9 protein-coding genes and 2 tRNA genes are annotated in these 12,565 nt (G+C 59.3%); 7 read left to right on the forward strand and 4 right to left on the reverse strand.

Annotated elements, in window-relative coordinates:
• Nucleotides 1–237: 237 nt before the first annotated feature.
• The 3 genes from LRO94_RS03440 (at nt 238) to LRO94_RS03450 (ending at nt 4,843) form a co-directional block, all read left to right on the forward strand.
• Nucleotides 238–1,425, forward strand: coding sequence for an ATP phosphoribosyltransferase regulatory subunit (locus LRO94_RS03440; RefSeq protein ID WP_032890487.1), 1,188 nt, complete (start codon nt 238–240; stop codon nt 1,423–1,425).
• Between the two features lie 54 nt (nt 1,426–1,479).
• Nucleotides 1,480–2,769 carry an adenylosuccinate synthase gene (locus tag LRO94_RS03445; protein ID WP_032890489.1) on the forward strand — a complete coding sequence of 430 codons (1,290 nt, stop codon included), beginning with the start codon at nt 1,480–1,482 and terminating at the stop codon, nt 2,767–2,769.
• A 139-nt stretch (nt 2,770–2,908) separates the two neighbouring features.
• Nucleotides 2,909–4,843 (forward strand): methyl-accepting chemotaxis protein, encoded by a 1,935-nt coding sequence (locus tag LRO94_RS03450; RefSeq protein WP_095186067.1) that lies wholly within the window; start codon nt 2,909–2,911, stop codon nt 4,841–4,843.
• Nucleotides 4,844–4,862: 19 nt separating this feature from the next.
• Here LRO94_RS03450 and LRO94_RS03455 read toward each other — a convergent pair whose 3' ends face one another.
• The 4 genes from LRO94_RS03455 to LRO94_RS03470 all read right to left on the reverse strand — a co-directional run bounded on the left by LRO94_RS03455 (nt 4,863) and on the right by LRO94_RS03470 (nt 7,922).
• On the reverse strand, nt 4,863–6,428 hold the full coding sequence (locus LRO94_RS03455; protein WP_179179594.1) for an ABC transporter permease: 1,566 nt from the start codon (nt 6,426–6,428) through the stop codon (nt 4,863–4,865).
• The gene (locus LRO94_RS03460) at nt 6,428–7,453 is read right to left on the reverse strand and encodes an iron ABC transporter substrate-binding protein (RefSeq protein WP_179179593.1); all 1,026 of its coding nucleotides are present in this window, start codon (nt 7,451–7,453) and stop codon (nt 6,428–6,430) included. Before LRO94_RS03460 ends, LRO94_RS03455 begins: the two co-directional genes overlap by 1 nt.
• 142 nt (nt 7,454–7,595) lie before the next feature.
• Nucleotides 7,596–7,682: transfer RNA gene (locus LRO94_RS03465), tRNA-Leu, on the reverse strand.
• A 153-nt stretch (nt 7,683–7,835) separates the two neighbouring features.
• Nucleotides 7,836–7,922, reverse strand: a tRNA-Leu gene (locus tag LRO94_RS03470).
• 224 nt (nt 7,923–8,146) lie between these two features.
• Here LRO94_RS03470 and rnr point away from each other — a divergent pair.
• From rnr to rpsR, 4 genes are all read left to right on the forward strand, one after another.
• Nucleotides 8,147–10,780: a ribonuclease R gene (rnr, locus tag LRO94_RS03475; RefSeq protein ID WP_122682076.1), complete on the forward strand. Its 2,634-nt coding sequence runs from the start codon at nt 8,147–8,149 to the stop codon at nt 10,778–10,780.
• On the forward strand, nt 10,777–11,538 hold the full coding sequence (rlmB, locus tag LRO94_RS03480; protein ID WP_032890499.1) for a 23S rRNA (guanosine(2251)-2'-O)-methyltransferase RlmB: 762 nt from the start codon (nt 10,777–10,779) through the stop codon (nt 11,536–11,538). The genes rnr and rlmB overlap by 4 nt, the downstream gene beginning before the upstream one ends.
• 311 nt (nt 11,539–11,849) lie before the next feature.
• Nucleotides 11,850–12,272, forward strand: a complete 423-nt coding sequence (rpsF, locus tag LRO94_RS03485) for a 30S ribosomal protein S6 (protein ID WP_003171371.1) — start codon at nt 11,850–11,852, stop codon at nt 12,270–12,272.
• Nucleotides 12,273–12,301: 29 nt separating this feature from the next.
• Nucleotides 12,302–12,532, forward strand: a complete 231-nt coding sequence (gene rpsR, locus LRO94_RS03490; protein WP_003171373.1) for a 30S ribosomal protein S18 — start codon at nt 12,302–12,304, stop codon at nt 12,530–12,532.
• Nucleotides 12,533–12,565 lie beyond the last annotated feature (33 nt).

A 12,565-nucleotide genomic window follows, 5' to 3' on the forward strand; every position in this document is an offset into this window, starting at 1 on the left:
TGATCCTTTCAGAAAACGGGTGTATGATGCGGCAGCCGGGAAATTCCCGGCTTTTTTGCGTCTGCATGTTTGATTCGGCAGGCGTGACAGGTTTTTCGAGGAAAGTGCCCGACGAGGCCGTTTACAGGCCGTTCGTCACGTCGCTCTTGCGCGTGGTTTATGCAGGGGGCGGGTATTTTCTGCTTCACTCAAGGCTCGGCCGAGGGCTGGCCGCCCGGATCAAAGGGGAATGGCGTAATGGCAACGGTAGACCGCTGGCTGCTGCCAGATGGCATCGAAGAAGTACTGCCACCAGAAGCTGCGCGCATTGAAGTAGCGCGTCGCCAGGTGTTGGATCTGTTCCAGAGCTGGGGTTACGAGTTTGTCGTAACTCCTCATATCGAGTACCTGGAATCCCTGCTGACCGGCGCGGGCCAGGACCTGGATCTGCGCACCTTCAAGGTCATTGATCCGCAATCGGGCCGGCAAATGGGCTTTCGGGCAGACATCACGCCGCAGGTGGCGCGCATCGATGCGCACACCCTGCGCCGCGAAGGCCCTAGCCGTCTTTGCTACGCCGGTAGCGTGCTGCATGCTCAGCCGCGTGCCTTGTCGTCTTCCCGTAGCCCTATCCAGCTGGGCGCCGAGTTGTACGGTGATGCCAGCCCGAGCAGCGACGTTGAAGTGATCAGCTTGATGCTGGCCATGCTGCAACTGGCTGACGTGCCTGATGTCCACATGGACCTGGGTCACGTCGGTATCTACCGTGGCCTGGCCCGTGCGGCCGGTTTGTCCGGTGAGGTAGAGCAACAGCTGTTCGATGCCCTGCAGCGTAAGGCTATCGATGAAGTAATCGCACTGACCGAAGGTGTGCCTGCCGACCTGGCTGGCATGCTGCGCGCGCTGGTGAATCTGTGCGGCGGCCGTGAAGTGCTGGCAGCTGCGCGTGAACGCCTGGCCAATGCGCCTGCGCCGGTACTGGCGGCGCTGGATGATGTGCTGGCGATTGCCGAGCAGCTGTCGGCACGTTTCCCTGATTTGCCGCTGTACTTTGATTTGGGCGAGCTGCGCGGTTACCACTACCACACCGGTGTGGTGTTTGCGGTGTTTGTTCCGGGCGTTGGCCAGGCCATCGCCCAAGGCGGTCGTTACGACGATATCGGTGCCGACTTCGGTCGTGCGCGTCCGGCGACTGGCTTCTCCACCGATTTGAAAACCCTGGTGACCCTGGGGCGTGCTGAGGTCGAGCTGCCGTCTGGTGGCATTTGGATGCCCGACAGTACGGACGCAGCACTCTGGCAGCAGGTTTGCCAGTTGCGCAGTGAGGGTCAGCGTGTTGTCCAGGCCTTGCCTGGCCAGCCATTGGCCGCCGCCCGTGAAGCGGACTGCGACCGGCAATTGATTCTGCAGAACGGGCTTTGGCAAGTATCGCCACTGGCTTCTTGAGTTTTCCTGCCGGCCATCGCCGGCACCAAGTTTGCGCGAATGAGGACAAGTGTTATGGGTAAGAATGTCGTAGTCCTGGGCACCCAATGGGGTGATGAGGGCAAAGGCAAGATCGTTGATCTGCTGACCGAACATGCTGCCGCCGTAGTGCGCTACCAAGGTGGCCACAACGCTGGCCATACCCTGGTCATCGATGGCGAAAAAACCGTCTTGCACCTGATCCCATCGGGCGTCCTGCGCGAAGGTGTGCAGTGCCTGATCGGTAACGGCGTGGTGGTTGCACCTGACGCCCTGCTGCGCGAGATCATCAAGCTGGAAGAGAAGGGCGTACCGGTGCGCGAGCGCCTGCGTATCAGCCCATCCTGCCCGCTGATCCTGTCCTTCCACGTTGCGCTGGACCAGGCCCGTGAAAAGGCCCGTGGCGAGCTGAAGATCGGTACGACCGGTCGCGGCATCGGCCCAGCCTACGAAGACAAAGTTGCACGTCGTGGCCTGCGTGTGGGCGATCTGCTCAACATGCCGCGTTTTGAAGACAAGCTGCGTGAACTGGTGGACTACCACAACTTCATGCTGGTCGGTTACTACAAAGAGCCAGCCATTGAGTTCGACAAGACCCTGGCCGAGTGCAAGGAATACGCTGAGCTGCTCAAGCCGCTGATGCTGGACGTGACGGCCGAGCTGCACGACCTGCGTCGCGCTGGCAAAGACATCATGTTCGAAGGCGCCCAAGGTTCGTTGCTGGACATCGACCACGGCACTTACCCGTACGTGACCAGCTCCAACACCACCGCTGGCGGCGTTGCGACCGGGTCTGGCGTTGGCCCGATGTTCCTGGACTACATCCTGGGCATCACCAAGGCTTACACCACGCGCGTAGGTTCGGGCCCATTCCCGACTGAGCTGTTTGACGAAGTCGGTGCGCACCTGGCCAAACAAGGTCACGAGTTCGGTGCTACCACCGGTCGTGCCCGTCGTTGCGGCTGGTTCGACGCCGTTATCCTGCGTCGTGCTATCGATGTGAACAGCATCTCGGGCATCTGCTTCACCAAGCTGGATGTACTCGACGGTCTGGAAACCATCAACATCTGCGTCGGCTACAAAGATGCGGAAGGCAATGATGTTGCTCCGACTGATGCTGACAGCTACGTAGGCTTGCAGCCTGTGTACGAAGAAGTGCCGGGCTGGACCGAATCGACCGTGGGTGCTAAGACCCTGGAAGAGCTGCCGGCCAACGCCCGCGCTTACATCAAGCGTGTCGAAGCGCTGATCGGTGCGCCGATTGACATTATTTCGACGGGCCCGGACCGCAACGAAACTATCGTTCTGCGTCATCCGTTCGCTTAATAAGCTGTTGATGTAAAAAGCAAAGGGCTCCTTCGGGAGCCCTTTGTCGTTTCTGTTTGCCAAGCGGCACGACCCTTGCTGTGTTTCTCTTTTTCGCGGTGCTATCAAATTAATGGCACCCGTGGTGGAGGGATTCTTGATGTCTGCCGTTCTGTCGTTGTTACAAAGTCGTCTGTTGCGACCGGTCTTCGTTACCTTGGGTATCGCCCTTTTGGTGCAAGTGCTGGTGGCGGTCGCTCTAACCCGGAGCACCGTCACTGCACTGGAAGCTGATTTGGGTAATCGTCTGGGTATCGATAGCCAGAAGCTGTCTGGTGAGTTGGCCCAAGCCGGTAAGGAGGTCACGTCAAGCCTCGATAGCTTGTCTGCCAGCACTCGGCAACGTCTGACGGCAGGGCTTTCCACACGCCTGCAGGAAGAGCAGAAGCAGCTGCGTGCGACCCTGGAAAAAGACTTGAAGGATTCCGCCAACGACATGGCGCAGCTGCTGGCTTCGGTGGCGCCCCGCGCCATGTGGGACAGCGACGTACCTACATTGTCCGAGTTTGCCCGACGCGCCCAGCGCAATCCCAACGTGCTGTTTGTGGTCTACGACGACGCAGCGGGTGAGCATCTAACCCGTTACCTTAATCGCGAAAATCCGATCAACAAGGCGCTGCTGGAAAAAGGCCAAGGCGACCGCGCCTTGGACAAAGTGCTAAATGCCGCGAAAAACGACCCTTCGGTGTTCTACGTTGAGGCCTCCATCAGCCCCAATGGCGTAGAAATCGGCAAAGTGCTCATGGGCGTGTCGACTGCTTCGGTAGAGGCCGACCTGCAAGCACTGGACAAGCGCTTTGCCGCCCTGATTGCCAGTGGTGATCAGTTGGTCGGCGATAGTCTCAAAGGCGCCGCAGCCGACAGTGCGGCGGCCATGGGCGCTCGCCTGCAGTCTGCACAGGCCACTGCGACCCAGATGACTGCCAACACCACCGAGGCCGTGCAGGAGGCGGCGGGCACGCTACGCTGGCGCATCGGCATGGGGTTGGCGGTGGTGGGTTTCGGCGTATTGGTGTTGATCGCTGTCGTGCTCGGTCGCCGCGTGGTCAATCGCCTGAAGTTGTTGATTGCCGCTATGGATGATCTGGCGGCGGGCGAGGGGGATCTCACCAAACGCGTGCAGATCAGCAGCAAGGACGAAATCGGCGACATGGCCTCAGCGGTCAATCGCTTTGTGGATAAGTTGCAGCCCATCGTGCGCGAGGCGGGCGATGTGGCCCAGCGTACCGGTGTGGAGATTGGTGCCATGACCTTGCGTAATGCCGGTGCTGATGCGGCGGCTGGCTTGCAGCGCGACGAAGTGGCCGAGAGCTTGCGCGCGTTGTCGCAAATGGCCGATGAAGCCCAGGCCGAAAGCCACGCCATGCAGGCGGCATTGCAACAGGTCGTCGATATTCGCCAGGCCACGGATGAAAACTCACGCACTTCGGCTGAAGTCGGCAGCTTGATCGAGGCGTTGGCGGGGCAGGTCCAGGCTGGCTCACAGGTGATCGAACGGCTGGCTCAGCAAAGTGAGCAGATCGAAGTGGTGTTGACGGTAATCCATGGTATCGCCGAGCAAACCAACTTGCTGGCGCTCAACGCGGCCATTGAGGCGGCACGCGCTGGTGAGACCGGGCGCGGTTTTGCGGTGGTGGCGGACGAAGTGCGTGCGCTGGCCAGTAAAACCCAGAGCTCCACCGGTGATATCCAGGCGCATATCGTGGCGTTGCAACAGGGCGCGCGTGAGGCTGTGGAAACCATTGGCAAGGCCGGGCGCCAGGCCAGCGAAGGTTTACTGGTGCTGCGTGAGAGCGAGCGCTTGCAGCAGACGGTGCAGGCTTCTGTAGAGCAGGTGCATGCCGCGATCGGCTTGGCTACCCGTGCGGCTGAGCATCAGGCCCAGGGCGCCCATGCAGTGCGTGGTCGGGTGGAGGTGATCCATGCCCAGGCTGAGCGTGCCGCGCAGGCTGTGGTGGAAACGACCGCCAGTGGCAAAGTCCTGGATGGGTTGGCGGCGCAGTTGAAGGCGAGCTTGGGGCAGTTTCGCGCTTAGCATTGCCTCAATAGCGGTTTCAGCGACTCAGATACATCCGCGTCGTGAGCAGATACACCGGCAGCCCCGACACCAGTATCAACAACGCCGCATAAGGGGCTGCCGCCGCGAATTCCACATTGGACGTATGCGACCACACTGCCGTGGCCAGTGTGTTCAGCCCAGTCGGGCTGAGCAGCAGCGTCGCCGTCAATTCCTTCATCGCATCCAGGAACACCAGCGCAAACGCTGCCCCCAGCGCCGGGAAGATAATCGGCAAAGTCACTCGGCAAAACGCACTGAACGACGAAGCACCCAGTGTGCGCGCTGCTTCCTCCAGCTGCGGCGCGGCCTTATTCAAGGCGGTGCGAATCGGCGCCTGAGCCAGTGGCAAGAACAGCAGCGCATAGGCGATCAGTAACAACGCAGACGTCTGGTACAGCGCAGGCACGTAATGCAAGGCGAAATACACCAGCGTAAGCGCAATCACCAGACCGGGCAGCGCGTGCAGCAGGTACGGCAGACGCTCAGCCCAGATCGCCAGTTTGCCTTTATGGCGCACCACCAGCAGGCCGACCGGCACGGCCAGTACCAGGCACAACGCTGCACCGCCCAGGGACAGCGCCAGCGAGGACAGAAGCGCTTCGCCAATTTCTGCCACTGGAAAAGCCGCCGACGAACCCACGGCCAGCCAGTAGCCGAGCATGCCCAGCGGAATCCCACTACCGATGACCGCCAATGCCAGGCAGTACACCTGGCCGAGTGGCGCCCACTTGCCCAATCGAACCTGCTCGGCATGCCGCGCCGCGCCTTGGCCGATACGTACATGTCGGCCCTTGCCGCGCACGCGCAGTTCCAGCCACAGCAGGGTAAGGCACATCACCAGCAGTACCGCTGAAAGCATCGCAGCGTTGGCGTTGCTGAATTCCAGCTCGAACTGCTGGTAGATCGCGGTGGTGAAGGTTTGCAAGCCGATGATCGAAAGCGCACCGAATTCCACCAGCATATGCAGCGCGATCAGCAGTGCCCCGGCCAGCAGCGATGGCCACAGCAGCGGCAACGTAATGCGCAGAAAAACTGCCCAGCGATTGAGGCCCAGCGTGCGAGCAGATTCTTCAAGGGAGGGGTCAAGGTTACGCAATGTTGCTGCCACTGGCAGAAACACTAGCGGGTATTTGGACAGGCTCATCACCAGGATCGCCCCGCCCAGCCCTTCGAAGTTGGCGCTCAGGGACACCCAGGTAAAGCTGCTGACAAACGCAGGGACCGCAAACGGCAGGCACAGGATCACGCCCCATATGCGTCGCCCTGGCAGGTTGCTGCGTTCCAGCAGCCAAGCCAGGGACAGGCCGATCACGCCGCAGGTTACCGTTACCCCAACCATCAGCGCCAAGGTGTTGCGCAGCAGCCCGAACACATAAGGCCGCCACAGCAGATGCACCGCCTCCGCCCATCCAGCTTGCCAGGCTTTAAGGCCGACATAGGCCAATGGAAGCAGGCTCAGGCCAACCAGAAACAGCACTGGAAGCAGCAGCCAGATTGACGGGCGTTTGCGTCGAGGGCTCAATCCCCTGCGCAGGGCGGTGGCGGGTAGCGATGGGTTCATCAGTTCAAGCCAACATCACGTTCCAGCTCCAGCGCTTCTTCGGCGTTGCCAAGGTCCGCAGGCGTGACTTTTGGCGGTTGTAGCTCGCTGAAAGGCTTAAGGCCTCGGTTGGATTCCATGCCTTTACGCAGCGGGTATTCCGCGGAGGTGTTGGTGATGACCCGCTGGCCTTCTTCACTGGCCATGAACGCCAGCAGTTGTTGGGCTTCCTTGGGGTGCTTGCTTGATTTCAATGCGGCAGCGGACGACACGGTAATCAGGCCGCCGGCATCGCCGTCGGTGAAGTAATGCAGCTTGGAGTCCAGGTTGGTTTTTTCTTTCTTAAGGGCAAACCAGTAATAGTTGTTCACCAGTACGGTGGCCACTTCGCCGTTCTCCACGGCTTTAAGGGCGACCATGTTGTTGCTGTAAACCTTGCCAAAGGCGCGCAGGCCGGTCAGCCATTCTTCAGTTGCCTCTCGACCGTGCAATTTGATGATCGCCACGGCCTGTTCTTGGAACGCGCCGCTGGTGGGCACGAAACCGACCTTGCCTTGCCACTCGGGGCCGGCGAAATCCAGCACGGATTTGGGCAGGTCTTTCTCGGCAATCAGTTTCGGGTTGAAGGCCACGACGCGGGTGCGCGCAGTCACTCCCATCCAGTCGCCGTTGCTGCCGACGTAATCTTTGGGCAGCACGTCGAGGGTGCTCCCGTCGATCTTGGCCAGCAGGCCTTGCTCGCCGAGTTTGTTCAGGGGAGGGGATTCTTCGGTGTAGATGACGTCGGCGGGAGAGCGGTCGCCTTCTTCCACCACCTGGCTGGCCAGTTGGTTGCTACTGCCTTTGCGTACGTTGACGTGAATGCCGGTCTTGGCTTCGAAAGCCTTGGCGAGTTCGTCGCCGACTTCTTTGTGCTGGCCGTTGTATAGGGTCAGGGAAACTTTGTCGGCAGAGTAGGCCGCGGGCGAGAGCAGGGCCAGGCCGAGCAGAGTGATGGTAAGGCCACGCAGAAGGGATGTCTTGGGGCGGGTATCGCGGATCATCATCCGGGGTGTTCCTCACTTGTAAGCAACAAATTCTTACAAGGATAAACGATAAAACTTCTCAAGTGCGACCCAGGAGGGAATCACCTGCAAAGTTTCAGCCCCAGAAACGAAAAAACCCGCTTTCGCGGGTTTGATCTGAATTTGGTGCCCAGGAGAAGACTCGAACTTCCACGACCTTGCGATCACCAGCACCTGAAGCTGGCGTGTCTACCAATTTCACCACCTGGGCTTTATCAAGCAACGTTGCCGCTGTTGATGGGGCGAACTATACGGCGGGCTTTTTGATCTGTAAACCCCTGATTCAATAAAATAAATCGGGATTTACGTTAAAAATCAGAAGCCTGAAACGAAAAAACCCGCTTTCGCGGGTTTGATCTGAATTTGGTGCCCAGGAGAAGACTCGAACTTCCACGACCTTGCGATCACCAGCACCTGAAGCTGGCGTGTCTACCAATTTCACCACCTGGGCATCATCAACAACGTTGCCGTCGTCGATGGCGCGCACTATACGGAGAGGCTTATAAGCTGTAAACCCCTGCTATGAAAAAAGCCTGGAATATTTCGCCAATGGTCGTGCAAGGTGCGCAGCGAGGGCCATTAAGGGCTTTAAAACGCTTGTTGATGCCTGAAATTTCCCGTTTCAATACGCGTATGCCAAACTAACCCACATATAGACAAGGTGAAAACTCTCTAATGGCCGATTGGCAGTCCCTCGATCCCGAGGCCGCTCGTGAAGCGGAAAAATATGAAAACCCTATTCCTAGCCGCGAACTGATCCTGGCGCATCTCGCCGATCGGGGTTCGCCTGCTAGCCGCGAGCAGTTGGTTGAAGAATTCGGTCTGACCACCGAAGACCAGCTTGAAGCCCTGCGCCGCCGATTGCGTGCCATGGAGCGCGACGCTCAACTGATCTACACCCGCCGTGGCACTTACGCACCTGTGGATAAGCTCGACTTGATCCTTGGCCGCATTGCCGGTCACCGTGATGGCTTCGGCTTCTTGATCCCGGATGACGGTAGTGACGACCTGTTCATGAGCCCGGCGCAAATGCGCTTGGTGTTCGATGGTGACCGTGCCTTGGCGCGCGTTTCCGGCCTGGACCGTCGCGGTCGCCGTGAAGGCGTGATCGTCGAAGTGGTGTCCCGTGCCCACGAGTCCATCGTTGGTCGTTACTTCGAAGAAGGCGGTATTGGCTTTGTTGTGCCGGATAACCCAAAGGTCCAGCAGGAAGTGCTGATTACCCCGGGCCGCAATGGCGCTGCGAAGGTCGGTCAGTTCGTTGAGGTGAAAATCACCCACTGGCCTACTGCGCGCTTTCAGCCTCAGGGCGACATCGTTGAAGTTGTCGGCAACTACATGGCGCCGGGGATGGAAATCGACGTCGCGCTGCGCACCTACGATATTCCTCACGTCTGGCCTGAAGCTGTGCTGAAAGAAGCCGCCAAGCTCAAGCCTGAAGTTGAAGAAAAAGACAAAGAAAAACGCATCGACCTGCGCCATCTGCCGTTTGTCACCATCGACGGCGAAGATGCTCGCGACTTCGACGACGCGGTCTACTGCGAAGCCAAGCCCGGCAAGTTGCGTCTGTTCTCTGGCGGCTGGAAGTTGTTCGTCGCGATTGCCGACGTGTCCAGCTATGTGAAGATCGGTTCTGCACTGGATAACGAAGCCCAGGTGCGCGGCAACTCCGTGTACTTCCCGGAGCGCGTGATCCCGATGCTGCCTGAGCAATTGTCCAACGGGCTGTGCTCCCTGAACCCGAAAGTCGACCGTTTGGCCATGGTGTGCGAGATGACTATCTCGAAAACCGGCGAAATGACCGACTACCAGTTCTACGAAGCGGTGATCCACTCCCAGGCGCGCCTGACCTACAACAAGGTCAGTACCATTCTGGAACAGCCGAAAACAAGCGAAGCCAAGGCTTTGCGTGGTGAGTACGGGCATGTCGTGCCGCACCTCAAGCAGCTTTACTCGCTGTACAAGGTGCTGTTGGGTGCTCGTCATGTGCGTGGCGCGATCGATTTTGAAACCCAGGAAACCCGTATTGTCTTCGGTTCCGAGCGCAAGATCGCCGCAATCACCCCGACGACCCGTAACGATGCGCACAAGCTGATCGAGGAGTGCATGCTGGCGGCCAACGTGGCCACCGCTGAATTCCTGAAGAAGCATGAGATTCCTGCGTTGTACCGCGTGCACGATGGTCCTCCGCCGGAGCGTCTGGAAAAACTGCGCGCGTTCCTCGGAGAGCTCGGCCTGTCCCTGCACAAAGGCAAGGACGGTCCGACGCCGAAGGACTACCAGGCATTGCTGGCCAGCATCAAGGACCGTCCGGATTACCATGTGATTCAGACCGTGATGCTGCGTTCGTTGAGCCAGGCGGTGTACAGCGCCGACAATCAGGGCCACTTCGGCTTGAACTACGAGGCGTACACCCACTTCACCTCGCCAATTCGCCGTTATCCTGACCTGCTCACGCACCGCGCGATCCGCAGCGTGATCCATTCCAAGCAGAACACCCCGCACGTTAAGCGCGCTGGCGCCATGACCATACCGAAAGCACGGATCTATCCGTACGACGAGGCGGCCCTGGAACAGCTGGGCGAGCAGTGCTCCATGAGCGAACGCCGTGCCGACGAAGCCACGCGCGACGTAGTGAACTGGCTCAAGTGCGAGTTCATGAAAGACCGCGTGGGCGAAACCTTCCCGGGTGTAATCACCGCCGTGACAGGCTTTGGCCTGTTCGTCGAGCTGACCGACATCTACGTCGAAGGCCTGGTGCACGTCACGGCCTTGCCGGGTGATTACTACCACTTCGATCCCGTGCATCACCGCCTGGCGGGCGAGCGCACCGGTCGCAGCTTCCGTCTGGGTGACACGGTGGAAGTGCAGGTCATGCGCGTCGACCTTGACGAGCGCAAGATCGACTTCGGTATGCCAGACAAGCCAGCCGAACCGGCGGGTCGTAAAAAGCGCGGCGTCGAAACCGCAGCGCCGACCGCCAAAGGCAAAGGAACTCCTGCGAAAGCAGCGGCTGCCGAGCCTGCGCCAGCCAAGGCTGGTCGCCGGTCCTCCGTCAAGGACAAGGCCCCCGAAGCTTACCGTCCAAGTGACGCAGCGGCGAAAAACGCCGAGCTGCGCAAGAGCCGCGAGTTGAAGCAGCAGTTGCTGAACGAAGCCAAAAGCGGTGGTAAAGCGGCGTCTGGGGGAAAGTCCCAAGGGGCGGAAAAGCCGTCGAGCAAACCCAGTAAACATCGTAAAGGCCCGCCAAAAGCGGGTTCGGCCCCCGCGAAAAGCGGCGGGTCGCGCAAACCTAAGGCCAAGTCATGAGTCTGGAAAAAATCTACGGCGTCCATGCCGTAGAAGCACTGCTGCGTCATCACCCAAAACGCGTCAAACAAGTGTGGTTGGCGGAAGGTCGCAGCGAGCCTCGCGTGCAGGCGCTGGTTGAGTTGGCCACCCAAAACAAGGTTGCCATCGGCCAGGCCGAGCGTCGTGAAATGGACGTGTGGGTCGAAGGCGTTCACCAGGGTGTGGTCGCGGACGTGAGTCCTAGCCAGGTCTGGGGCGAAGCCATGCTCGACGAACTGCTCGACCGCACCGAAGGCGCGCCGCTGTTGCTGGTGCTGGACGGCGTGACCGACCCGCACAACCTTGGCGCCTGCCTGCGTTCGGCGGATGCTGCCGGCGCGTTGGCAGTAATTGTGCCTAAAGACAAGTCGGCTACCCTGACGCCGGTTGTGCGCAAGGTCGCCTGCGGCGCGGCGGAAGTGATTCCGCTGGTGGCCGTGACCAACCTGGCGCGCACTCTGGAGAAACTCCAGCAGCGCGGCCTGTGGGTCGTGGGTACGGCGGGGGAGGCCGAGGTCAGTATTTATGACCAGGACCTCACTGGGCCGACCATTCTGATCATGGGGGCTGAAGGTAAGGGTATGCGTCGTTTGACCCGTGAGCATTGTGATTATCTGGTGCATTTGCCGATGGCAGGCAGCGTCAGCAGTCTCAACGTGTCGGTTGCAACCGGCGTGTGCCTGTTTGAAGCTCAGCGTCAGCGTGGTGCCCAGGTCAAGGCCAAGGTGAAGAAGTAATTCTGATCCTGATATAGCGTCAAAATGTCGGAGGGGGCTTGTCCCTCGATAGCAGTGGTTCAGTTACAGCTGTTGTGACTGGCCCGCTGCAATCGGGAGCAAGCGCCCTCCCACATTTGTTTTTGTGAGGTGTGGGAGATTGTTCAAATAATCACCAATCACCTTGCGCCCGTTCTTCCCCTTCTCTACAATTGCGCCCCTTGCCCACTCGGCAGGCACGCATGTGCCTCCCTGCGGCAAGATCCATAAGTGTCATTCACTCCTTGTCTGACCGTTTTTGAGCGGCAGGCTACAACCCGTAAGGAGCATTCATGCGTCATTACGAAATCATCTTTTTGGTCCACCCGGATCAAAGCGAGCAAGTCGGCGGCATGGTTGAGCGTTACACCAAGCTGATCGAAGAAGACGGCGGCAAAATCCACCGTCTGGAAGATTGGGGTCGTCGTCAACTGGCCTACGCAATCAACAATGTTCACAAGGCTCACTACGTGATGCTGAACGTTGAGTGCACTGGCAAGGCCCTGGCCGAGCTGGAAGACAACTTCCGCTACAACGATGCAGTGATCCGTAACCTGGTCATCCGTCGCGAAGAAGCCGTTACCGGCCAATCCGAGATGCTCAAGGCTGAAGAAAACCGCAGTGAGCGCCGTGAGCGTCGCGACCGTCCTGAGCACGAAGGCGCTGATAGCGCTGATAGTGATGACAGCGACAGCAGCGATAACGCTGACGAGTAATCCACGGACCTTATTAAGGAGCCTATCAAATGGCACGTTTCTTCCGTCGTCGTAAGTTTTGCCGCTTCACCGCTGAAGAAGTGAAGGAGATCGATTACAAAGATCTCAACACTCTGAAAGCCTACGTATCCGAGACCGGCAAAATCGTTCCAAGCCGTATCACCGGTACCAAAGCACGTTATCAGCGTCAGCTGGCCACCGCTATCAAGCGCGCCCGCTTCCTGGCCCTGCTGGCCTACACCGACAGCCACGGCCGCTGAGACCGGGCAGTCGACAAGTAGTAAGGGATTGAA

The organism is Pseudomonas sivasensis (assembly GCF_021391435.1).
GTDB lineage: Bacteria > Pseudomonadota > Gammaproteobacteria > Pseudomonadales > Pseudomonadaceae > Aquipseudomonas > Aquipseudomonas sivasensis.

What these genes read in the sequence shown, in the direction of transcription:
- LRO94_RS03440 (WP_032890487.1), top strand. Translation starts at nt 238, where the DNA reads ATGGCAACGGTAGACCGCTGGCTGCTGCCAGATGGCATCGAAGAAGTA.
- LRO94_RS03445 (WP_032890489.1), top strand. Translation starts at nt 1,480, where the DNA reads ATGGGTAAGAATGTCGTAGTCCTGGGCACCCAATGGGGTGATGAGGGC.
- LRO94_RS03450 (WP_095186067.1), top strand. Translation starts at nt 2,909, where the DNA reads ATGTCTGCCGTTCTGTCGTTGTTACAAAGTCGTCTGTTGCGACCGGTC.
- LRO94_RS03455 (WP_179179594.1), bottom strand. Translation starts at nt 6,428, where the DNA reads ATGAACCCATCGCTACCCGCCACCGCCCTGCGCAGGGGATTGAGCCCT.
- LRO94_RS03460 (WP_179179593.1), bottom strand. Translation starts at nt 7,453, where the DNA reads ATGATGATCCGCGATACCCGCCCCAAGACATCCCTTCTGCGTGGCCTT.
- rnr (WP_122682076.1), top strand. Translation starts at nt 8,147, where the DNA reads ATGGCCGATTGGCAGTCCCTCGATCCCGAGGCCGCTCGTGAAGCGGAA.
- rlmB (WP_032890499.1), top strand. Translation starts at nt 10,777, where the DNA reads ATGAGTCTGGAAAAAATCTACGGCGTCCATGCCGTAGAAGCACTGCTG.
- rpsF (WP_003171371.1), top strand. Translation starts at nt 11,850, where the DNA reads ATGCGTCATTACGAAATCATCTTTTTGGTCCACCCGGATCAAAGCGAG.
- rpsR (WP_003171373.1), top strand. Translation starts at nt 12,302, where the DNA reads ATGGCACGTTTCTTCCGTCGTCGTAAGTTTTGCCGCTTCACCGCTGAA.